The organism is Cytobacillus sp. FSL M8-0252 (assembly GCF_038007345.1).
Classification (GTDB): Bacteria; Bacillota; Bacilli; order Bacillales; family Cytobacillaceae; genus Cytobacillus; species Cytobacillus kochii.
In genome coordinates, this window is sequence record NZ_JBBOWZ010000001.1 from 255,196 (window position 1) to 277,455 (window position 22,260).

Below are 22,260 nucleotides of genomic sequence, written 5' to 3' on the forward strand. Positions count from 1 at the left end.
CTGACTTTGTTATACGGAGAAAAAAAACAATCCGTTTTGACAAAAGTCAACGCAACAAATGCTTTTTTATATTTAAGGGGGCTTACTAAACGATGGACAAAATTAATGCTGTCATTCAATACATTGATGAGCATTATCATGATGAGATTTGCAATAAACATGTAGAAGAATTGGCGGGTTGTTCTTATGTTGATTTTGTTTCTGAATTCCAAAAAGTAACAGGGTCACAGTTCTTACGTTATTTAATCCGTAGGCAATTAACACTGATAAAAGAAGAATTATGTCGTATTAATGATTCACAGGATAAAAATTACTCTCCATTTAATGGTTGGGATGAATATTCTAATCTTTTTAAATGTGAATTCAAAACAACTGTTGATTCAGCAATTGATAATGAACACATTATTCTTCAAGAAAGAGGGAGTAGGGGGATACCGAATGATTAGAGAATGGAATGAAACAACTATTAAAAGGTTCCTAATGGAAAAACGAGGTCAAGGAACAGGAAAAGACTATAAACCATGGCTGCAAGTTCAAGACATAGCATCGAAAGGAAGATCTACTCGTATTTTTGGTCATACCACTCAAAGGGTCTACCATCTATTAAGCGATATGCAGTTATATTACTTCTACTTATTGGAATTTGACGACCATGTTACTGACATAAGGGAGCAGTACCCTTTACTAGATTTCCATGACATGAATATCCAAGTGGATGAGGAGCTTACAAAGAAACTATTTGATACGAAGACACAAGTACCACATATCTTTACGGTTTCTTTTTTTGTAACAAGGAAGGGGGAAAATGGAGAACCTTATTATCAAGCAAGAATAATTAAGCAATCACAGGAGTTAGAGAAAAATGCAACCTTGCAAAGATTGGAACTACAAAGAAGGTATTTTGAAAAGAAAGGGATTGATTTTGGAATTGTGACAGAAAAAGAAATCAATAAACAATTGGCACGAAATATTGGCTGGGCATTGAACTCCTATGACATTCAAGATTATCCATTGCTTACTTTGAATTTGCCCCACTTAAAAAGAGATATAGTTCAGTATTTGTCTAATAAATCGGATACGTTTCAAGGCATTTTTTCCCGATTGGAAAGAGAATATAGCTTGGATGAAGGATTGGGTCTAATCTTATTTAAACATTTGATAGCCCATAAAGAAGTAAGCATGGATTTAAGCAGGAAAATCTATTTGACTAATAAAATTGAAAATTATCATATTGAATTTACTGGTGAAAATGGTGGTGATGTAAGGTATGCAGTTGGTAATTAATGATTTATTACAAAGCACTGAAAATCCTGAATTTATTCAAAGGGTAGTTTGGGTCGATAATGAGCATCAACTTTGTTTTCTAGTTAATGTCCGTGAACCATCATTTCCTTACAGTGAGGAAATACACAGTATAGAATCCTCTTTGATCAAAGGTGAGATTACAAAGGTTGCAACTGAACCGTGGGCGTTCAGCGTGAAAGAAGAAGATTTATCTGGGATAGAAATTGAAAAACGTGATAAAGCATGGATAGTAATAAATCAAATCTATTTAATTCCTGACATTTTTATTCCAAAGAGGAGATCAGAGCTAATAAAAATGGCCAGTAAGGATTTTTTCCTTAGCACAAAGACCATTCGACAATATTTAAAACGATATTGGTCGAGAGGGATGGTAAAGAATGCTCTCTTACCCGACTTTAATAAGTGTGGGAAACAGCAAGGAAAGGAACGTAAATATATCAAAAAGGCAGGAAGACCCTTCGCTTACTCTTCCTCTATTCAAAGGGCAGCAATAACCGATGAATGGAAGAAAATCATTAGAATTAGCCTAGAAAAATACTACTTTATTCGTTCTAAACCCTCATTAAAATATGCTTATCAGCAAATGGTAAAGGAGTATTTCTCCAAAGAGGATGAAAAGTCAGGCTATAAAGTATTAGATTTAGATAAGCCAATTATTTCATATGACCAATTCTATTATTGGTATCGCAAGTGGTACAAACCGGAAGATGCCATTCATAAAAGAGAGGGCAGAAGGGAATTTTTACAAAACTATCGTGCTATAACCGGTTCAGCCACAGAAGATTCTATGGGGATAGGTACATATGCCATTGATGCAACCATTGGTGATGTTTATTTAGTTTCAAGTTTTGATAGGAATATAGTGATTGGCCGTCCTGTCATTTATTTAACTGTGGATATTTTTTCCAGGTGTATTGTTTCTGTATATGCAGGAATTCAAAATATGTCAAAAGAATCGTTGAGGTTGGCTCTTGCAAATGCCTTTGAAGATAAAAAGGAATTTTGCAAGCGGACCCTCGATATGGATATTGATGAAAATGATTGGCCTATTCATTATCTTCCGCATACTATTTTGGCGGATCGGGGTAGTGAGTTGATTTCCAATGAATTAACACAAATCACGGCGGATTTAAACATTAAGATCCAAAATTTAGGTCCGTACAGACCTGAGCTAAAGGCCGTATGCGAAAAATACTTTGACATTCTTCAGGACCACATCTCTCCATTCCTCCCTGGGGCGGTCCAAAAAGATTTTATGAAGCGTGGAGGAAAGGATTACAGGAAGAAAGCAGTGTTAAACCTAAACGAGTACGTCCAAATTTTAGTCAGAACGGTTCTATATTATAACAATCATAATTATTTATCGGACTACCCGTTAACGCAAAGTATGATAGCAGAAAAGGTCCCACCAATACCGATAGAAATATTTAAGTGGGGTTTGCGTAAAGGAACAGGATTACTGAGAACTATGCCTTTAGATGCGATCAGAAGTAGTGTTTTACCTAAAGCTAGTGCAAAAATCACCCCGAAAGGAATCAACTTTGGAGGTCTCTATTATACTTGTGCGAAAGCATTGAAAGAACGGTGGTTTTCTAAGGCTCGAATAAAAGGCAGTTGGAGTATGGGGGTGCATTATGATCCTCAAGACGTATCTAATATTTATATTCGTATAGATAGGTTGAACTATGAAGTTTGTTCATTAATCGAACAATACGAAATGTATCGTGGTGTAAAGATGGAAGAAGTTGTGAGTTTAAAAACTGAAAGAAAGCAACAAGAGGCAGAATATGAGGAAAGCAGTTTAAATGGAGCAATTCAATTAGCTCAGGACATAGAGGAGATTGTTAAAATGGCGAAAAAAGAGGCTAACAATCAAATCTTAAATGGTGAGGTTCCTAAAGATATAAAGAATATTAGAGAAAATCGAGAAAAAGAGAGAGAAATATTTAAAAGGGAAAAACAAACCGTGGTGGATCAAAATAACATTGGAAAGCAATCGAACGAAGTAAATCATGATACTGAACCGGTAAAAGTGTTGGATATTTTCCGAAAGAAACAAAAGGAAGTGCTTTATGATGGAGATAATTGAATTACATAATGGAACTGAGGCACAAATTGCAGAATATAGGGAACAAGAGATATTGGAATATCAAGGCAATCCTCTTATAGAGGCGTTGCCGCCAATCTATTCTCAGGAGGAAGTCATTGACCGTCTAAGCATGTATCCTCCATATAATAAGGAAGAAAGATATTTGAATGACCATCAGAGAGTTCATCTAATTTCTAGGTTGCTGCATTATTTTCAAGCTATCCCGATCCATCTAAGAATTGAGTCATCAATATCTAGGTTAATTAGAACTGGTTATACCTATCGCAATCCAGTAAGTTCTACTTATGCACAAACTTTTGTGGATAACTGGAATAATATACAAAATAAGTCTTTTGATAAGTCTATTATCCAGACAGGACAAACATTGAGTATTTTGGGGGTCTCAGGTGTAGGAAAAACACGTACATTACAGCGAGTCTTGCAAACCATTCCACAGGTCATTTCTCATGTTTCATATAAAGGGCAAGCCTTAAATCACTATCAAGTAACCTATTTAAAAATTGAAACCCCTTTTGATGGTTCCGTAAAAACCATTATTTACGATTTTATGTATCAAGTAGATCTACTTCTAGGCTCCAACTATTTTAATAGATACGTAAACAGTCATTTGTCAACAAGTCAGCTAATGCCCATTATGGCTCAGATTGCTAAAAGTATAAACCTTGGCATGCTATTCCTGGACGAGTTACAACATTTAAAGGGTATAAAAAGCTCTAGCTCAGCACAGATATTAAACTTTTTTACAGCGTTAATCAATACGATAAATATCCCTCTCATTATGGTTGGAACCCCAAAGGCAATGGATGTCTTACAATCACAGTTTAGACAAGCAAGAAGAAGCACTAATATGGGGAACATCATGTGGGATAGATTTGAAAAAGATGCTATTTGGGATTTATTTGTTCAGGGTATGTGGAAATATCAGTGGACAAAAGAGGAATCACCGATTACAGAACAAATTTCTTCAACCCTATATAATGAGTCTCAAGGAATTGCAGACATCGCAATTAAGCTCTATATGATGGTGCAGCTACGTGCTATTAGTAGTGGTAATGAAAAGATTACCACTGCGTTAATTAAACAAGTGGCTCAAGAAGAATTAAAAATGGTTCAGCCTATGCTAAATACATTAAAGAGCAAGGACTATAGCAAGCTAGTAAAATATGACGACATAATGCTACCAAATATTGAGGACTTTATTGAACAAGAACGGATTATTGTTGATCAAAATCAGGTACTGAACTCACTCCAAGAAGGAGCCGAACGGAAAAATGAGCAAGTACAATTAATTGATGATACTGTTTTCCGTTTAGGGATGCTAGGTTTTAATAATGATGTTGCTGTTAAGGCAGCACAAAAAGTTGTTTCTGAGAACAATCAAATAAGGGATGTATCACAAGTCGTAAAAGATGTTTTTCTTCTATTAAACAATAATGAAAAAAGTACGGATAAAGTAATAAGTAACGACCTAAGAACCATTATAAAAAAAGGGAAAGAACAACAAATAATTGCGTATCAAGCACTACTAGATGCTGGAGTAATTAAGCAGGATTACCCTGAGCGTGATGTTTCATGATTATACAATTCCCAACCCCATATCCTGATGAACTTTTATATAGTATTATTGCTCGGTATCACATCCGATCAGGAAATGTTTTTTGGAAACACACATTGGAAGATTTATTCGGTAAGAGGACGATAAGTGCTTCGGTATTTTTGCCATCTGGAATTGCCTCTCTAGTTCAGCATTTGCCTAAAAACACGACATTGAACGAACAGATGCTTATAGAGAAACATACAATGTATCCTTTTTATACAGTGTTCTTGCCAACAGAAAAGGCTCAATCAATTTATGAGTCTATGACAAGTGATGACGGAAAGAAGATTTATATGCAATCGGGTATTATGGCAAGTTCGATACCACAAAACAGGTATTTAAAATATTGTTCAGCCTGTGCTGAAGAAGATATAGCTACGTATCGAGAATTGTACTGGCATCGCCTTCATCAGTTACCTGGAAATCTCATTTGTGCTAAGCATGAGTTGTGGTTAGAGGATAGCGATGTATTGATAACTCATTCTAATAAACATGCTTTTATCTTACCAACCACCAGCAACTGTGATTTGAAAAGAAAGAGAAAAATAACTGAGAACAACCTAATACATCTCAAGGATATTGTTTTACGAGCAGAGCATTTATTGAATAGGAAATATCAAAATCAATGCTTTTCCCATTTCACAAAGTTTTATCGCTATCATTTAATGGAAAAAGGTTACGCTAGTTATAGAGGACAGGTTTATCAGAAAAAGTTGTATGATGATTTTCATACATATTTTTCACAGCAAGTTTTGGAAAATCTGCATGTGAAAATACGGCAATCCGATTCTTGGATAGCCAATATATCCCGTAAACATCGAAAGTCATTTCATCCTTATTATCACATTCTAATGCTAACCTTTCTTGGATTAGATACTAACTCAATATTTAAGGGCAATTCTTTTGAAAGTTATCCTTTCGGAAAGCCTAAATGGCCTTGCCTTAATGTCGTTTGTCCCAAGTATCATAAGAAGGTTATTGATGAAGTAACTGTAAGAATATGTGAGAAAACAAAGAAACCTATTGGGAGATTTACTTGTCCTGTATGTGGATTTTCTTATACAAGAAAAGGACAGGACCCAGAAAAAACAGGACAGTACCGCTATACACGGATTATGGATTTTGGTCCTATATGGAACAAGGTATTAAAAACTTTGTTAGAAGAAAAACTCAGTTATCGGGAGATTGCTCGAAGATTAAATGTTGATCCCGGAACTGTGATTAAATATAAATCAGAAAAAGAGGGGATAGAGAAATCAACAAAAGAAGTTTTGAAGCAGGATGAGAGTGGAACTATCGAAAGATATCGACAAGTTTGGATGCAGCTGCAAGGCGAGAATCCACGGCTATCTAAGACTCAACTAAGAAATATTAATCCAGCAACTTATGCCTATCTATATAGAAATGATAATGAGTGGCTTCAAAATAATTCACCTAATTTGAAAAAGAGAAGAAACGATAATAAGAGAGTGGATTGGCAGAAAAGAGACCAAGAGATATTAGCTAGTGTACAAAAGTCTATGGATGAAATTAGATATTACAACGATAAGCCTAAAAGGGTTACAGTTAAGAGGATTGGTGATGTAATTGGAGAAAGAGCGTTATTGGAGCAACATTTAGATAAGATGCCAAAAACCAAAGCATTGGTAGATGATGTTTGTGAGTCAGAAAAGGATTTTCGTGTACGAAGAATAGGTTATGTAATTGGTTTAATGAATAATGACGAAGATGAAATAAAGGTATGGAAGGTGCTTAGGAATGCCGGGATTAATAAAAAGTTCTACGAAGAGGTAAGTGAGTACATACGACAAATTACTAATTTCAGTATTTAATAGTATCCCGGTGCAAGTGATTACATAGTGTTTTGAAAAGTGTCTACTATTCTATAGTAAAAAAGAGGGGTTTTCAGTATAATAAATTTAGGAAATTATTACTAATTTTAATTTAAGGGGTATAGATATGGGGAAAGCGACAGCAGTATATATGGATTATGATAATTTATACCGTTCTATTAATGAATCATATTCCCAGTTTAAAACAAGTGAAGTAGTAAAAAAAATACTAGAACATTTAGCATTAGGAGAGGAAAATTCAGTCCAACTTATTAAAGCGTTTTGTGACTTTAAGACAGCAAATAATGAAATAAGTGATCTACAGGAGAATTTAGTAGAGTTACGGCATATTAATTCCATTGGAGATGGAAAAACCAATGCGTCTGATTTAGCTTTGGCGATTGATGTAATTAAATCGCTATATAATACTCGTAAGTTCGAACACTATGTAATTGTTTCCTCGGATTCTGATATGCTTCCTCTAATTTTAGAGCTTAGTTATCAAGATAAAGAAATAACTCTTTTATACTTAGAATCTAAAGTAAAAAAAAGATACGTAGAAAGCCTAAAAACTAGGATTAATGTAAAGAAGATTGAGGATATTTTAGGTGTGGAAACATACAGACCTTTTGATATAGAAGATATAGAATCAAGTGATGAGGAAAAGTTAAAATACTTAAATTGTATTAATAAAGGAATGAATAGACTATTTGTTAAATACGGTTCTAAACCTCTGACAGTAATTTATCAAAAAAATATTTTAGAATTTTTGAATGATGAGTCAAGTTTTAATTTGCAACCATCTGATTCCTCTGCAATACTGGATTATTTTAAAAATGAAAAATTAATTATTATTAAAGAGGTAGAAGTTAATATAGAGGATAAGGAAACAACAAGAAAAGCTAATTTTATAAACCCCGAAAAGCTGAATGAGCTAGGATTAACCTTGGACGAGGAAATAAATGTTAAATATGAAACAAGAGAAGAATCCTTAGTATAAGTGTCAAATTAATTAATTTATGTTAGATGTTTTAGCTAAACAAACACTGGTATCTCCTTCTCAAAGAATCAAAAAATCTTTAGAGTTAAAAAAAATTTAAAGAAAGTGTTGTATTTTTCTCTAAAAATGAATATAATGATGATGAAGATTCAAAAAGAACGATTAAAAAGAACGATTTATAAATGAACGAATTAAAGAACGAATTAAAAGAACGCTTTGAGGAGATCCTTCTAAAAATTGAAGGATCTTTTCTCATTTGGTGAACCTTCAAAATAAATGAATTTATGCCCTATAGGATTGGAAAATAGGTAAATAAGAAGGTAAAAAAGTGATTCCATAACAATCATAAATAATCAAATCAGTTAGTTATGCCTCAACAGAGTGTAAATGGAATGGAAAAGGAAATTACATAGGTAGACAACGAAAAGAATCCAATCGTGATTTCATCCTTTTTGCACAATATCCTTTCAATCTTTTGAATAATAGTTGACAAAGTCAATTGTTGTATATATCATTTACTGTGAGGTGAATGAAAAAATGAGTTTTAAAGAAGCAATTGAGATCAGAGAAATTCTTCAACAATTGGTTCGTGATTTTGGTTTATTACAGCGTGAAGGTTCAGAATGTTGCGGAATAACAGTCCTGCAAAGTCACATTATATATGAACTGGATAAAAATCCCCGTATTTCCTTAATTGATCTGGCTGAGAAATTATCCATGGATACCGGAATGCTAAGTAGGCAAATCAATAAAGTGGTGGAATTAGGGTATGTTTCTCGAACCCCAGATCCAAACGATAGACGTTATGTTGTTTTATTACTTACTGAAGAAGGGCAAGTAAAAGCAAACGAAATCTCCGGTCAAATGAATCAATACATTGGGCAGATTTTAGGATTCATTCCAGATGATAAAAAGGATCAGGTTATAGATAGTTTACAGGTCTTACTGAGTGCCATGAGGATGAATGATGGATCTGGTTCTGGTTGTTGTACCACTAAATAAATAGTGGTTTCCTTTTGGGTGATATTTGACTTTATCAAGTGTTGATTTTAGCAATTAAAGGAGGGGTGATTAATGATCATTAGGGAGGTCGAAGTAAAAGACTTGATGAAAGTTCTTCAGATTTATAATCAAGGAATAGAGGATCGGATTGCCACACTTGAAACTAGAACGAAAGATCAAGATTATATCCATTCCTGGTTTCTTCATCGTCAGGGGAGATACGTTGGGTTGGTCGCAGAGGATGAAGAAAGAAACATTGTCGGATGGGCAGCCATAAGTCCTTATAATCCTAGAGATGCCTATAGGGGAGTAGGGGAAATCTCGGTCTATATCCATCGTGATTTTAGAGGGAAAGGGATTGGGCAAAGGTTGCTAAAACAACTTGAAATAGAAGCATCGAATCATGACTTTTATAAATTAGTTTTATTTACTTTCCCATTTAACTCTATAGGTCAAGGCTTATATAACAAATTGAAGTATCGCCAAGTTGGGATATTTAAGAATCAAGGAATTCTTGATGGTGAATTTGTAGATGTAATGGCGATGGAAAAAATACTAGGTGCAAATTGTTAATCTAAGCATCTGGATTTTACATACAGCAAATATCTCAGTTACAAAGTCGAAGTAGTCTTCTTTAAAAAACATAATGAGAGGAAAGATGAAAATGGAATGGATAGAAATCAAACCGACCTGTTGTCAAGCTGAAGAGGAATTGAAAGAAACTAATAAAGATGAAAACAAACATTTACCCGTTGCAATTATTGGGGCGGGCCCTGTAGGTCTTGCAGCAGCAGCCCATTTAGCAAGATATGATCAACCATTTATTCTTTTAGAATCTGGAGCTCAAGTAGGGGCGAATATCCTAACATGGGGTCATGTTCGAGTATTTTCACCTTGGAGATATAACATTGATGAGACGGCATCTAAACTTCTTAAAGAACAAGGTTGGACTGAGCCAGACCTAAATGAATTACCTACTGGGAAAGAATTAGTTGATCAATATTTAAAGCCGTTGGCAAATACTCCCGAAATTAAAAAATCTTTGTTTGCTAATACAAAGGTTTTTTCAATTAGCCGAAAAAATATGGATAAAATGAAAACTGCTAATCGAGAAAAACAACCATTTGTCATTTATGCAGAGCAAAATGGCGAATTTAAAAAGTTTGAGGCGAGAGCAGTTATTGATGCAACAGGCACCTGGGGTAATCCTAATCCTGCAAATTCAAATGGCATTTGGTTAAAAGAAGAGGAAGCCATAAAAAATCAAATTTTCTATGGCATCCCAGATATTCTAGGAGCAGGTAAAAGCCGTTATCTAAATAAACGTGTTGCTGTTATTGGAAGTGGCCATTCTGCAATCAATTCATTATTAGAGTTAGCAAAATTAAGAGAAGAATATCCCGCAACAGAAATTGTATGGGTTTTGAGAAAAGTGCGAGTTGAAGAGGCTTATGGAGGAGAGGAACTGGATGCACTCGAGGCGAGAGGTGATTTAGGAAGTCGCATACACAAATTAGTGGATTCGTGCGTAGTTCAAGTTATTACTCCTTTTAGGATTCAAAACATTAAAGGGGAAAATGGGAAAATAGAGCTAGTAGGGGAGACTAAAGATGACTTAAAAACCTATTCAGATATAGATGAAATGATTGTCAATACAGGGAATCGTCCAGACTTTTCAATCCTTCGGGAAGTGAGGACCAGCATTGATACAGCAACGGAATGTGTCAAAGCTCTCGCTCCATTGATTGATCCTAATATTCATAGTTGTGGAACGGTACGTCCTCATGGGGAAAAAGAATTACGGCAACCTGAAAAAGATTTTTATATCGTTGGAGCAAAAAGCTATGGTCGAGCACCAACATTTTTAATGGCGACAGGATATGAGCAGGTTCGCTCCGTTGTAGCATACATATCAGGGGACTACGAAGCCTCAGAGAAGGTTGAGTTGGAATTACCTGAAACGGGTGTATGTAGTACGAATCTAAATGTTACAAAAGCATCCTGTAGTTCAAATTCATGCTGCTAAAATTGTGAAATTAGAAAGGGGGAGTCGAATATACTCTCCTTTTTTTGGAGGTAATGATGATGGTCATTAATAAAGGTGGTAATTTAAGTAAAGAATACTTTATTGCATATCTTAAATTAATTATGAATAGTAGACAATGCACCTTAGAAAAGGCAAAGGAAATCACGTTTGAGCGTCTATTTCAGAAAGATAAGGAAACACTTGGGAGCATTTCTTTTGAACGTTTTACAAATGCGTATGAGGATTTAAAAGAGGAAGGAAAGTGAGTTTAAAACCTTTTTACCATAGACAAATAGTTAGAGGGGAAAGTGCTGTGAAAAACCATTGAAGAAAAAACTTGAAACACATATATAAGTGGATTATTATATAAGTAAATACTTATTTAAAGTGAAAAAGTGAGGTGTAAAATTGAAAACGACTATTGAAATAGAACAAGTTGCTGTAATACTTAAACTATTAGGAGATAAAACTAGGCTAACCATGATGAAAATTCTTGATGGTGGAGCATGTTGTGTATGTGAATTTGTTGAGATATTTCAAATGACACAACCAGCTATAAGCCAACATCTAAGAAGGTTGAAAGATATGGGATTGGTTCAAGAGGAGAAAAAGGGACAGTGGGTTTTTTATTCAATTAATGAGAACAATATCTACTATCCATTTGTTACTCAGATTCTTAACCAATTACCTAGCCAAAAGGATAAGTTAGAGGATTTAGAAAAACAAGGGAAACGGATTTCTTGTTGTTAATATTGGGGGTTTTACATTTTGTCAGGAACACTTATTTTAGCTCTTATTATCTTTATTGCAACATTGATTTTAGTTATTTGGCAACCTAAAGGGTTAAATATTGGCTGGTCAGCTTGCGGAGGGGCTGTAATAGCTTTATTAGCAGGAGTAGTGGGATTTAGTGATGTTCTTGAAGTAATTGACATTACATGGAATGCAACGTTATCTTTCGTTGCAATTATCCTCATTTCATTAATATTAGATGAGATTGGATTATTTGAATGGGCAGCATTACACATGGCACGGGTAGCAAAAGGTCATGGAATAAAGATGTTTGTATACATCAGTATTCTAGGTGCTATTGTAGCGGCCTTATTTGCAAATGATGGTGCGGCATTAATTCTAACACCCATTGTACTTGCTATGGTACGAAATTTAAAGTTTAAAGAACAAATGATATTTCCCTTCATTATGGCAAGTGGATTTATTGCTGATACAACTTCACTTCCGTTTATTGTAAGTAACCTAGTAAATATAGTCTCTGCAGACTTTTTTGGTATCGGATTTGTGGAATATGCCTCACGAATGATAATTCCAAACTTATTTTCACTGATTGCGACGATTTTTGTATTGTTAATTTACTTTAGAAAAAGTATCCCTAGAAATTACGATTTATCAAAATTAAAGGAACCAAAAGAGGCTATTAAAGACTTAAAAATGTTTCGCTTATCATGGTATGTTCTTAGTTTATTAGTAATTGGATACTTTACTAGCGATTTCATCAACGTACCTGTTTCTATAATTGCAGGAACCATTGCTATTTTCTTTTTCATAATGGCAAGACGTAGTGCTTCTGTTAATACTAAGGAAGTTATTAAAAGTGCACCTTGGAATATTGTATTTTTCTCTATTGGAATGTATGTGGTGGTATATGGATTAGGAAATGCGGGACTTACATCTGCACTGGCAAGTGTCATTCAAACAGTAGCTGATCAAGGTTTATTTGTTGGAACTGTTGCAATGGGATTTTTAGCTGCTCTCCTCTCATCCATCATGAATAATATGCCAACCGTTATGATTGATGCTTTAGCCATTGCTGAAACAGATACATCTGGTGTGTTAAGGGAAGCACTTATTTATGCTAATGTAGTTGGCTCCGATTTAGGTCCAAAAATCACACCAATTGGTTCTTTAGCAACATTAGTATGGCTTCATGTATTGTCACAAAAAGGTGTTAAAATTTCATGGGGAACTTATTTTAAAACGGGTATTATTTTAACAATTCCAATTCTATTTATTACATTATTAGGTCTTTACCTAACACTTACTCTATTTTAAAAAGGAGAATTATTATGTCTAAAAAAACAATCTATTTTTTATGTACTGGAAATTCTTGCAGAAGCCAAATGGCTGAAGGCTGGGGGAAGAAGTATTTAGGTGATGAGTGGGAAGTTAAGAGTGCAGGTATCGAGGCACATGGCTTAAATCCCAATGCAGTGAAAGCAATGAATGAAGTAGAAATTGATATTTCAAATCAAACATCTGACATTATTGACCCAGAGATCCTAAACAATGCTGAATTTGTCGTTACTTTATGTGGAGATGCTGCTGATAAGTGTCCAATGACACCACCACATGTAAAACGTGATCATTGGGGATTTGATGACCCTGCAAAAGCTCAAGGAAGTGAAGAGGAAAAATGGGCTGTATTCCAACGAGTTCGTGACCAAATAGGTGAAAGAATCAAGCGTTTTGCTGAAACTGGAGAATAAAACAGCCTTATACCAAGAGATCCATCTCTTGGTTTTCTTTAAAGACTAATATAAGTATATGCTTATTTAATATTAATCGGAGGGTTTTAGATGAAAAAAGTCGAGATATTTGATCCAGCAATGTGTTGTTCAACAGGAGTATGTGGTCCATCAGTTGATCCAGAACTAACCAGAGTAGCATCTGCGGTATATTCTTTGGAGAAAAAAGGATTTGATGTGAAACGGTATCAATTAACAAATGACCCTGATAAATTTGGTAAAACACAGTCAGTGAATAGTGTTTTACATGAAAAGGGACCGGATGCGTTACCTGTAGTTTTAGTAGATGAACAAGTTGTTAAAGTTGGAACCTATCCAACAAATGAAGAACTTGCAGAATGGCTAGGGGTAAAAGCTGAAGAGCTTACTGAAAAACCGAAAGTCCGACTTTCATTAAACATAAAAAAACAGTGAAAAGAAAGAAGTGAAAAACATGTTTCAATCTTTCAAACCTCAAAATGTTGTGCAGACACAGTTTTTATTTTTAACTGGAAAAGGCGGAGTTGGAAAAACATCAACTGCATGTGCAACAGCCGTAGCTTTAGCGGAAAGTGGAAAAAAAGTTTTACTAATTAGTACAGACCCAGCATCTAATTTACAGGATGTTTTTGATTTTGAATTAACAAACTCGCCTAAAGCAGTTCCAACGGTAGAAAATTTATTTGCCAGTAATTTAGATCCCGAGGCATCAGCAAGTGCATATCGTGAAAAAGTAGTCGGTCCATACCGTGGAATATTACCAGATTCCGTTGTAGCTACAATGGAAGAGCAACTATCAGGAGCATGTACAGTCGAGATTGCCGCATTTGATGAATTTACAACTTTACTTACAAACACAGAAATTATAAACCAATATGACCATATCATTTTTGATACAGCACCAACGGGCCATACGTTACGTCTATTACAACTACCAACAGACTGGAACGGATTCTTAGAGGAAAGTACGCATGGTGCTTCTTGTTTAGGTCCTTTATCAGGACTTGCTGATAAGAAAAATTTATATTCGGAAACTGTTGATGTTCTTTCGGATTCAAAAAAAACAACACTTATATTAGTAACAAGACCTGATATATCATCTCTAATAGAAGCAGACCGGGCATCAATAGAACTCAAAGAGATTGGAATAAAAAATCAAATACTTATTGTTAACGGTCTGCTTCTGAACTATATGAAAGACGATGAAGTTTCATCAGCTTTTTATCAAAGGCAAAGGAATGCTTTAAAGCAGATACCAGCTAATCTAAAACAGACAGTAAGCTATTCATTACCGTTTGTTTCATATTCTCTAACTGGGGTTGAAAATTTACGTTATTTATTTAAAGAATACGTTATTCCAGTATCAGAGGAAAACAGTGAGAACGAGATAGTAAGACTACCAAATCTAAACGATGTCATTAGTGATTTCTCATCAACTAATACAAGAATAATTTTTACTATGGGTAAAGGGGGCGTTGGAAAAACAACGGTCGCTTCAGCCATTGCAGTTGGTTTGGTGGAACAGGGCCATCGAGTTCATTTGACGACAACTGATCCTGCAGCTCACTTGCAGTATCAATTTCAAAGCGACCAATTAAATCAAAATCTAACTATTAGCAGCATTAATCCTAAAGATGAAGTAGAAAAATATAAAACCGAAGTGTTGGCGACTGCTGGTAAGGATTTAGATGAGGAAGGTCTGGCTTATTTACAGGAAGATTTAAACTCACCTTGTACAGAGGAAATTGCAGTCTTTCGTGCATTTGCCGAAGTAGTTGCCAAATCTGAAAATGAGATTGTCGTCATTGACACAGCTCCTACAGGTCATACATTACTCTTATTAGATGCAGCACAGTCATATAGCAAGGAAATTGCTAGGTCTACTGGCGAAGTGCCAGAAAGTGTAACAAAACTACTTCCAAAGATTAGAGATTCCAAGGAAACATCTGTCGTAATCGTTACCTTAGCTGAAGCTACACCTGTATTTGAAGCCTCCCGATTACAAGATGATTTAAGAAGAGCAAATATTAGCCCAAAATGGTGGGTTATTAATCAAAGTCTATTTGCCACTGATACCAAAGACCCTGTGTTAAGAGGGAAAGCAATTTCTGAAAAAGAGTGGATTCGTGAGGTCAATAATCATTTAGCCGATAGTTGTGCGATTATACCTTGGTTGCATGAAGAAAAGATTGGGTATGAGAAACTAAAAGACTATATAAATTAATGATGTAGAAAAATGATGGAGGTACTACAATGACAACAAAGAATTATCATGAATTAATCAAGGATAGAATTTACATCGGTGGTGCAGACGATGTAAATGATTTATTAGGGAATGAGAAAATAGATGTTGTATTTGATTTAAGAGCTGAGGCTCCGATAGAAGATGTAGTTTATAACCGTATTCATAGCCCTATTGTTGATGATGCAGCAGACCAAGAAGAATCTATTAAGAAATCTATTGATCATGTAATAAAAGCATATAACGAGGGTAAGAATATTTACTTCCATTGCCAAGGAGGAAGTAATCGCACTGGTACTGTTGCAATCGGAACATTATTAGCCTTAGAAAAAGCAAGTACAATTGCTGAAGCAGAAGAAATTGCTAAGGCAGCAAGACCAAAAATTAATGTGAAGCCAGAAATGAAAGAGGCTTTAAAAAGAATTTATCCAAATGGATAGGGGAGAAACCTTAATGAAAATTACAGATGCTGCGAAACACTTATTAGAAAATGTATTAACGGAAAATGGTGCAGAAGGTATACGCCTTTATTCAGTTGCTGGATGCTGCGGACCACAATTTGCGTTATCTTTAGATGCACCACTTGAAACTGATATAATTGAAACTATTAATGGTATTAAAGTAGCAATTGATTCACAGGTTGCTACAACTGAGGAGCTAACTTTAGACAAAGAAGAAAATCAGAACGGTGAAGGTTTAGTATTATTAGGTGCAAGTGGTTGTTGTTAGGAAAAGGTAAAAAGGAGTAGTTAGCTCATTCATGAGTTGATTACTCCTTTTTATTTTAGATTTTGCTAAGTATCCTTAGAGACACTTGCTGAGGAGATTCGGAATCAATTTGACACCGGTCCAATATAGTGAGGAAGCTCAATAAGGTAAGGTTTGTAGCTGTGCAACTGCATAAATAACGAAAAATATAACAGAGGTTATCCGGATATTTTGTGATAACCTTTTATTTTGTATTAAAAAAATTGTTATTAGAATCGGATACCATAATTCAATTTTACATTCATTCAAATAACCACTTGAATGTTAGCGAGTAAAAGGAGTATACTATATTCAAATAAACACTTGAATGAGAATGGAGTGAAAAAATGAATAAAAAAGATACCTGTGAGATTTATTGTTATGATGAAGAAAAGGTAAATCGAATACAAGGGGATTTACAATCAATTGACATTGTTAGTGTATCCCAAATGCTAAAAGCTATTGCAGATGAAAATAGAGCAAAAATTACCTACGCTTTGTGCCAAGATGAAGAACTATGTGTGTGCGATATAGCAAATATTGTAGGTGTTACTGTAGCGAATGCTTCTCATCATTTACGTACCCTCCACAAGCAAGGGATTGTTAAGTTCAGAAAAGAGGGAAAACTAGCATTTTATTCATTAGATGATGACCACATCAAACAGATAATGATGATTGCGTTAGCACATAAAAACGAGGTGAAAACCAATGTCTGATCAAACAGCAAAACTAAATGAACAAGAATTGAAAGCCTATCGTGTTCAAGGATTTACTTGTGCCAACTGTGCTGCCATTTTTGAAGATAATGTAAAAGATCTTCCTGGTGTTCAGAATGCGAAAGTAAACTTTGGAGCATCTAAAGTTTATGTTCAAGGGAATACAACGATTGAGGAATTGGAAAAAGCAGGGGCGTTTGAAAATTTAAAGATTCGGGATGAAAAAGAACAAAAAGTAGAGCGTGAACCATTCTGGAAACAGAAAGAAAACATTAAGGTATATATATCTGCCATTTTGCTTGTAGTCAGTTGGTTCTTAGGTGAGCAATATGGTGAGGAGCATATACTACCTTCGATTGGTTATGCAGCGTCTATTTTAATTGGGGGGTATTCGCTATTCATTAAAGGACTTAAAAATCTAAGCAGATTACTCTTTGATATGAATACGCTAATGACCATTGCGATTATAGGAGCTGCCCTTATTGGTGAGTGGGGTGAAGGAGCAACCGTTGTCATCTTATTTGCGATCAGTGAAGCGTTAGAGCGTTATTCAATGGATAAAGCTCGTCAATCAATTGAATCATTAATGGATATTGCTCCAAAAGAAGCATTGATTCGCCGTGGAAATGAAGAAATGATGATTCATGTTGATGAAATTCAAGTTGGAGACATCATGATTGTAAAGCCTGGCCAAAAATTAGCAATGGATGGAATCGTTATAAAAGGAACGTCCACGTTAAATCAGGCTGCTATTACTGGTGAAAGTGTTCCGGTAACGAAAACGATAGATGAAGAAGTTTTTGCGGGAACCTTAAATGAAGAAGGGTTACTTGAAGTTAAAGTGACAAAACGAGTAGAAGATACCACTCTTTCAAAAATCATTCACTTGGTAGAAGAAGCTCAAGCAGAACGGGCACCTTCTCAAGCGTTCGTCGATAAATTTGCGAAATACTATACACCAGTTATTGTGATCTTGGCTCTTTTAATTGCGGTTATTCCACCGTTATTTGGGGGAGATTGGAGCGAATGGGTTTATCAAGGTTTAGCTGTATTAGTAGTTGGTTGTCCATGTGCCTTGGTTGTTTCTACTCCAGTTGCGGTTGTAACTGCAATAGGAAATGCAGCAAAAAATGGAGTGTTAATTAAAGGTGGCATCCATTTAGAAGAAGCAGGGCATTTGAAGGCTATTGCTTTTGATAAAACAGGTACATTAACTAAAGGGATTCCTGCTGTAACAGACATTATGATATATGGTGGAAATGAAAATGAACAGTTAACCATTACAGCAGCGATTGAAAAAGGATCCCAACATCCATTAGCTTCAGCTATTATGCGGAAAGCAGAAGAAAAGGGATTAGACTTTAATGATGTAATAGTTGAAGACTTCCAATCTATTACAGGTAAAGGTGTAAAAGCCAAGGTAAATAACGAAATGTATTATGTTGGAAGTCCAGCACTTTTTGAAGAATTACACGGAAGCATTGAAAGTGATAGAAAACAAAAGATTACTGAAATGCAAACCCAAGGAAAAACCGTGATGGTACTAGGAACGGAGAAAGCGATTCTTTCGTTAATCGCCGTAGCCGATGAAATTAGGGAAACATCAAAAGAAGTCATTGGTAAATTGAATAATATTGGAATTGAAACGGTAATGTTGACAGGGGATAACAAAAGAACTGCATCAGCAATTGGGAAACAAGTTGGAGTTACTGATATAAAAGCTGATTTGCTACCAGAGGATAAGTTGAATTTTATTAAAGAACTTCGAGGAAAACATCAAAGTGTAGCAATGGTTGGGGATGGTGTGAATGATGCACCAGCACTTGCAGCTTCCACTGTTGGTGTAGCGATGGGTGGTGCTGGAACAGATACAGCATTAGAAACGGCTGATATTGCCTTAATGTCTGATGATTTAAGCAAATTGCCATATACAATAAAGTTAAGTCGTAAGGCTTTAGTAATCATCAAGCAAAATATTACCTTCTCTTTAGCGATTAAATTAGTGGCATTATTGTTAGTTATGCCTGGTTGGTTAACGCTATGGATAGCGATATTTGCAGATATGGGTGCAACATTACTTGTGACATTAAACAGTTTGCGATTGCTAAAAGTTAAAGAATAGAATCATATGTAAAAGGGATAGCAAGACGTTAACGGGCAGAATACTTGAAGAAAAGAATTTTAATATTATACTTGACCGTGTACCTTAGTACACGGTTTATTATGTTTATAGGGGTGAATAATTTGAGTTACCGAATTAGTGTGTTTGCCGAAAAATCCGGTGTAAATAAAGAGACAATTAGGTATTACGAAAAAAAATCATTATTAAAAGATCCTTCCCGAACGAATGAAGGTTATCGGATATATTCAGATGATGATGTTAAGCGTGTAAAATTTATTAAAAGACTGCAAAATCTTGGCTTTTCATTGAGTGAAATATATATATTACTTGGAGTTGTCGATAATGATGAAGTTCGCTGCAAAAATATATTTGAATTTGTATCAAAAAAAGAATTAGAAATTCAAGAACAAATTGCAGATTTAAAGCGTATTGAGTCAATGTTAAAGGACTTAAAAAGTCGATGTCCAGATCAAAAGGCAATACATCAATGTCCTATTGTTGAATCTTTGATTTTTGATTGATTTTTAAATAGAGGAGGAAGAAAAGGTGAAAAAATATCGGATTAAAATCAACGGAATGACCTGTACAGGCTGTGAACAACATATTTATGCTGCTTTAACCAACATAGGTGCTTTAAATATCGAAACCAGTTTTAGACGTGGTGAATCGGTATTTGAAATACCAGATGATGTTAATGCTGAAAATGTAAGACAAGCAATTAAACAAGCAAAATATCAACCAGAAGACATAGAAGATATTTCAACACAGAAGCTAAAAGATATAGAGTTAGATATTAAAAGTGATTACGATTTACTTATCATTGGTTCAGGCGGGGCAGCTTTTTCTGCTGCCATTAAATCAATTGAATATGGGGCAAAAGTGGGGATGATTGAACGTGGAACTGTTGGTGGAACTTGCGTGAATGTTGGTTGTGTTCCATCAAAAACACTTCTTAGAGCAGGAGAAATCAATCATATAGCAAAAGCAAATCCATTTATAGGGTTACAAACATCTGTTGGAGAAGTCGATTTAGCCTCTTTGGTGAAGCAAAAGGATGAATTAGTTAGCGAACTTCGAAATCAAAAATATATAGACTTAATTGATGAATATGGTATTGATTTAATAAAGGGTGAAGCAAAATTTATTGATGAAAATACAGTTGAAGTAAATGGGGAGAAACATTCTGCTAAACGCTTTTTAATTGCAACAGGTGCTTCACCATCAATACCAACAATTTCAGGACTTGAAGAAGTAGATTATATTACAAGTACAACACTACTTGAATTAAAAAAGATGCCTAAGCGATTAACAGTAATGGGTTCAGGCTATATCGGGTTGGAACTTGGGCAACTGTTTCATAATTTAGGTTCAGAAGTAACTCTTATCCAAAGAAGTGATTGTCTTTTAAAAGAATATGATCCAGAGATTTCAGAAGCTGTAGAAAAGGTTTTGACAGAACAAGGTATAAACCTTTTGAAAGGGGCAACTTATGAGCGTGTAGAGCAAGTTGGAGCGGTAAAAAAGGTTTATGTAACGGTAGATGGCAAGAAAAAAGTTGTGGAATCAGAACAACTACTTGTTGCAACAGGAAGAAAACCAAATACGGATTCTTTAAATTTAAGTGCAGCAGGGGTTGAAGTCGGAAAACGAAATGAAATACTGATAAATGATTATGCCAGAACAAGTAATCAGAAGATTTATGCAGCAGGAGATGTAACATTAGGGCCGCAATTTGTATATGTAGCAGCCTATGAAGGTGGGGTTGTTGCTGATAATGCGATTGGTGGGTTAAATAAAAAATTAGATTTATCAGTTTTTCCTGCTGTCACATTTATAAATCCATCCATTGCAACAGTTGGTTTAACAGAGAAAAAGGCAAAAGAACAAGGCTATGAAGTAAAAACATCTGTACTATCTTTAGATTCCGTTCCAAGAGCATTAGTAAACCGTGAAACGACAGGTGTATTTAAGGTTGTTGCTGATGCTAAAACATTAAAAATTCTTGGAGTTCATATTGTATCTGAAAATGCAGGTGATGTGATTTATGCAGCGACATTAGCAGTTAAGTTTGGTTTAACCGTGGAGGATTTAAAAGATAGCCTTGCACCATATTTAACAATGGCAGAAGGACTAAGACTAACTGCTCTTACATTTGATAAAGATGTTTCGAAGCTATCTTGTTGTGCAGGGTAAATGTAAATAAATTAATATCATCGGAGGTATGTATGGATTATGTGAAAATATGAGACAAATGATTGGGAATTCTTCACTAATTATTGTTCGGCCAAGTGTAGCTATTGTTAATCATTACGGAGAAATATTATTAAGTAGATATTCAGGAGCAACTTGGGGGATTCCGGGTGGAATTTTGCAGTTAAATGAGTCAGTTGAGGATTATATTACACGAAAAGTCTTTCAAGAAATAGGCTTAAAGATAAAAGAGTTAAAATTATTTGGTGTCTATTCAGGAAAGGAATTAATAAATCGTGTCGAGGAAAGTGGAGACGAGTATCAAACGGTTGCAATTGGTTATTTATGTACCAAGTACGAAGGAGAAATAACACCTGAAAGCAACCAAGGAATAGAGGCACAATTTTTTGGATTAGATCATTTACCTGACGAGATTGACCCTTTTATTAAAGACAAGTTAGTTGGGGTAAAAGGTCAACTTGAAAAATAAAACTCTCTTATTAAGCCAAGGGGCGAATGCTTTACTTTATAATAGCATTGCCTTTTTTTGTTTACGTAGAATATTGTGAAGTATCACACCTTAAAGTAATGGGGCGAGATAGCTTATCCTTTTTATATTTATTTCATCTTGTTTCTTTATTCTTTTTTCTATTATATGTAGCTGTCTTATTCTTCTTCTCCATGCTAAAAAGTCGGTAGCTACTGTTAAATAGTTGGTATCTAGAGCGGAAGGAAGAGTGAGGAAAAAAGAGCAGGCGAACAATATGTACTCAATCATTTTTCAATCGTAAAATCAATTATATTTCAGGCTGGATCCAATAGTGGTCCAGTCTTTTTGTTTTGTCCAATATC

Annotated in this window: 22 protein-coding genes; all 22 read left to right on the top strand. The window is 35.0% G+C overall.

The genetic code is table 11. The annotated features are described in order from the left end of the window. Positions 1–92: 92 nt before the first annotated feature. The 22 genes from MKX83_RS01330 (at position 93) to MKX83_RS01435 (ending at position 21,898) form a co-directional block, all read left to right on the top strand. Positions 93–446: an AraC family transcriptional regulator gene (locus MKX83_RS01330; protein ID WP_080848941.1), complete on the top strand. Its 354-nt coding sequence runs from the start codon at positions 93–95 to the stop codon at positions 444–446. Continuing rightward, positions 439–1,284, top strand: coding sequence for a TnsA endonuclease C-terminal domain-containing protein (locus MKX83_RS01335; RefSeq protein ID WP_080848940.1), 846 nt, complete (start codon positions 439–441; stop codon positions 1,282–1,284). Before MKX83_RS01330 ends, MKX83_RS01335 begins: the two co-directional genes overlap by 8 nt. Then, entirely contained in the window at positions 1,268–3,394 is a 2,127-nt protein-coding gene (locus MKX83_RS01340; protein ID WP_080848939.1) for an integrase catalytic domain-containing protein, read from the top strand. The genes MKX83_RS01335 and MKX83_RS01340 overlap by 17 nt, the downstream gene beginning before the upstream one ends. Then, a complete protein-coding gene (locus MKX83_RS01345) occupies positions 3,378–4,991 on the top strand; it encodes an ATP-binding protein (RefSeq protein WP_251685483.1) in 1,614 nt (537 codons plus the stop codon). The genes MKX83_RS01340 and MKX83_RS01345 overlap by 17 nt, the downstream gene beginning before the upstream one ends. Further along, entirely contained in the window at positions 4,988–6,844 is a 1,857-nt protein-coding gene (locus MKX83_RS01350) for a TnsD family Tn7-like transposition protein (protein WP_026682634.1), read from the top strand. Before MKX83_RS01345 ends, MKX83_RS01350 begins: the two co-directional genes overlap by 4 nt. A gap of 127 nt (positions 6,845–6,971) precedes the next feature. Beyond that, positions 6,972–7,844 carry an NYN domain-containing protein gene (locus MKX83_RS01355; RefSeq protein ID WP_026682633.1) on the top strand — a complete coding sequence of 291 codons (873 nt, stop codon included), beginning with the start codon at positions 6,972–6,974 and terminating at the stop codon, positions 7,842–7,844. A gap of 537 nt (positions 7,845–8,381) precedes the next feature. Continuing rightward, the gene (locus MKX83_RS01360; RefSeq protein ID WP_026682632.1) at positions 8,382–8,846 is read left to right on the top strand and encodes a MarR family winged helix-turn-helix transcriptional regulator; all 465 of its coding nucleotides are present in this window, start codon (positions 8,382–8,384) and stop codon (positions 8,844–8,846) included. 72 nt (positions 8,847–8,918) lie between these two features. Beyond that, positions 8,919–9,419: an arsinothricin resistance N-acetyltransferase ArsN1 family A gene (locus MKX83_RS01365; protein ID WP_026682631.1), complete on the top strand. Its 501-nt coding sequence runs from the start codon at positions 8,919–8,921 to the stop codon at positions 9,417–9,419. 85 nt (positions 9,420–9,504) lie between these two features. Further along, positions 9,505–10,872 (top strand): NAD(P)-binding domain-containing protein, encoded by a 1,368-nt coding sequence (locus tag MKX83_RS01370; RefSeq protein WP_026682630.1) that lies wholly within the window; start codon positions 9,505–9,507, stop codon positions 10,870–10,872. 59 nt (positions 10,873–10,931) lie between these two features. Then, positions 10,932–11,138, top strand: coding sequence for a hypothetical protein (locus MKX83_RS01375; RefSeq protein WP_026682629.1), 207 nt, complete (start codon positions 10,932–10,934; stop codon positions 11,136–11,138). A 142-nt stretch (positions 11,139–11,280) separates the two neighbouring features. Continuing rightward, a complete protein-coding gene (locus MKX83_RS01380; RefSeq protein WP_026682628.1) occupies positions 11,281–11,622 on the top strand; it encodes an ArsR/SmtB family transcription factor in 342 nt (113 codons plus the stop codon). 18 nt (positions 11,623–11,640) lie between these two features. Next, positions 11,641–12,939, top strand: a complete 1,299-nt coding sequence (locus MKX83_RS01385) for an arsenic transporter (protein ID WP_341053700.1) — start codon at positions 11,641–11,643, stop codon at positions 12,937–12,939. 14 nt (positions 12,940–12,953) lie between these two features. Next, the gene (gene arsC / locus MKX83_RS01390; RefSeq protein ID WP_026682626.1) at positions 12,954–13,373 is read left to right on the top strand and encodes an arsenate reductase (thioredoxin); all 420 of its coding nucleotides are present in this window, start codon (positions 12,954–12,956) and stop codon (positions 13,371–13,373) included. Between the two features lie 90 nt (positions 13,374–13,463). Beyond that, the gene (gene arsD, locus MKX83_RS01395) at positions 13,464–13,826 is read left to right on the top strand and encodes an arsenite efflux transporter metallochaperone ArsD (protein ID WP_019156609.1); all 363 of its coding nucleotides are present in this window, start codon (positions 13,464–13,466) and stop codon (positions 13,824–13,826) included. A 19-nt stretch (positions 13,827–13,845) separates the two neighbouring features. Continuing rightward, positions 13,846–15,615: an arsenical pump-driving ATPase gene (gene arsA, locus MKX83_RS01400; protein WP_229142629.1), complete on the top strand. Its 1,770-nt coding sequence runs from the start codon at positions 13,846–13,848 to the stop codon at positions 15,613–15,615. A 29-nt stretch (positions 15,616–15,644) separates the two neighbouring features. Next, a complete protein-coding gene (locus tag MKX83_RS01405; protein ID WP_019156607.1) occupies positions 15,645–16,073 on the top strand; it encodes a protein-tyrosine phosphatase family protein in 429 nt (142 codons plus the stop codon). A gap of 13 nt (positions 16,074–16,086) precedes the next feature. Continuing rightward, entirely contained in the window at positions 16,087–16,362 is a 276-nt protein-coding gene (locus MKX83_RS01410; RefSeq protein WP_019156606.1) for an adhesin, read from the top strand. A 365-nt stretch (positions 16,363–16,727) separates the two neighbouring features. Continuing rightward, the gene (locus MKX83_RS01415; protein WP_019156605.1) at positions 16,728–17,096 is read left to right on the top strand and encodes an ArsR/SmtB family transcription factor; all 369 of its coding nucleotides are present in this window, start codon (positions 16,728–16,730) and stop codon (positions 17,094–17,096) included. Then, positions 17,089–19,218 (top strand): heavy metal translocating P-type ATPase, encoded by a 2,130-nt coding sequence (locus tag MKX83_RS01420; protein ID WP_019156604.1) that lies wholly within the window; start codon positions 17,089–17,091, stop codon positions 19,216–19,218. Before MKX83_RS01415 ends, MKX83_RS01420 begins: the two co-directional genes overlap by 8 nt. A 122-nt stretch (positions 19,219–19,340) precedes the next feature. Then, the gene (merR, locus tag MKX83_RS01425; RefSeq protein ID WP_026682624.1) at positions 19,341–19,739 is read left to right on the top strand and encodes an Hg(II)-responsive transcriptional regulator; all 399 of its coding nucleotides are present in this window, start codon (positions 19,341–19,343) and stop codon (positions 19,737–19,739) included. Between the two features lie 55 nt (positions 19,740–19,794). Beyond that, the gene (merA, locus tag MKX83_RS01430; protein WP_225230588.1) at positions 19,795–21,411 is read left to right on the top strand and encodes a mercury(II) reductase; all 1,617 of its coding nucleotides are present in this window, start codon (positions 19,795–19,797) and stop codon (positions 21,409–21,411) included. Positions 21,412–21,439: 28 nt separating this feature from the next. Next, on the top strand, positions 21,440–21,898 hold the full coding sequence (locus MKX83_RS01435; protein ID WP_341053712.1) for an NUDIX domain-containing protein: 459 nt from the start codon (positions 21,440–21,442) through the stop codon (positions 21,896–21,898). The last annotated feature ends 362 nt before the right edge of the window (positions 21,899–22,260 follow it).

Excerpts from the sequence above, each read along its gene's own strand:
- MKX83_RS01330 (WP_080848941.1), top strand. The coding sequence starts at position 93 with ATGGACAAAATTAATGCTGTCATTCAATACATTGATGAGCATTATCAT.
- MKX83_RS01335 (WP_080848940.1), top strand. The coding sequence starts at position 439 with ATGATTAGAGAATGGAATGAAACAACTATTAAAAGGTTCCTAATGGAA.
- MKX83_RS01340 (WP_080848939.1), top strand. The coding sequence starts at position 1,268 with ATGCAGTTGGTAATTAATGATTTATTACAAAGCACTGAAAATCCTGAA.
- MKX83_RS01345 (WP_251685483.1), top strand. The coding sequence starts at position 3,378 with ATGATGGAGATAATTGAATTACATAATGGAACTGAGGCACAAATTGCA.
- MKX83_RS01350 (WP_026682634.1), top strand. The coding sequence starts at position 4,988 with ATGATTATACAATTCCCAACCCCATATCCTGATGAACTTTTATATAGT.
- MKX83_RS01355 (WP_026682633.1), top strand. The coding sequence starts at position 6,972 with ATGGGGAAAGCGACAGCAGTATATATGGATTATGATAATTTATACCGT.
- MKX83_RS01360 (WP_026682632.1), top strand. The coding sequence starts at position 8,382 with ATGAGTTTTAAAGAAGCAATTGAGATCAGAGAAATTCTTCAACAATTG.
- MKX83_RS01365 (WP_026682631.1), top strand. The coding sequence starts at position 8,919 with ATGATCATTAGGGAGGTCGAAGTAAAAGACTTGATGAAAGTTCTTCAG.
- MKX83_RS01370 (WP_026682630.1), top strand. The coding sequence starts at position 9,505 with ATGAAAATGGAATGGATAGAAATCAAACCGACCTGTTGTCAAGCTGAA.
- MKX83_RS01375 (WP_026682629.1), top strand. The coding sequence starts at position 10,932 with ATGGTCATTAATAAAGGTGGTAATTTAAGTAAAGAATACTTTATTGCA.
- arsC (WP_026682626.1), top strand. The coding sequence starts at position 12,954 with ATGTCTAAAAAAACAATCTATTTTTTATGTACTGGAAATTCTTGCAGA.
- arsD (WP_019156609.1), top strand. The coding sequence starts at position 13,464 with ATGAAAAAAGTCGAGATATTTGATCCAGCAATGTGTTGTTCAACAGGA.
- arsA (WP_229142629.1), top strand. The coding sequence starts at position 13,846 with ATGTTTCAATCTTTCAAACCTCAAAATGTTGTGCAGACACAGTTTTTA.
- MKX83_RS01405 (WP_019156607.1), top strand. The coding sequence starts at position 15,645 with ATGACAACAAAGAATTATCATGAATTAATCAAGGATAGAATTTACATC.
- MKX83_RS01410 (WP_019156606.1), top strand. The coding sequence starts at position 16,087 with ATGAAAATTACAGATGCTGCGAAACACTTATTAGAAAATGTATTAACG.
- MKX83_RS01415 (WP_019156605.1), top strand. The coding sequence starts at position 16,728 with ATGAATAAAAAAGATACCTGTGAGATTTATTGTTATGATGAAGAAAAG.
- MKX83_RS01420 (WP_019156604.1), top strand. The coding sequence starts at position 17,089 with ATGTCTGATCAAACAGCAAAACTAAATGAACAAGAATTGAAAGCCTAT.
- merA (WP_225230588.1), top strand. The coding sequence starts at position 19,795 with ATGACCTGTACAGGCTGTGAACAACATATTTATGCTGCTTTAACCAAC.
- MKX83_RS01435 (WP_341053712.1), top strand. The coding sequence starts at position 21,440 with ATGTATGGATTATGTGAAAATATGAGACAAATGATTGGGAATTCTTCA.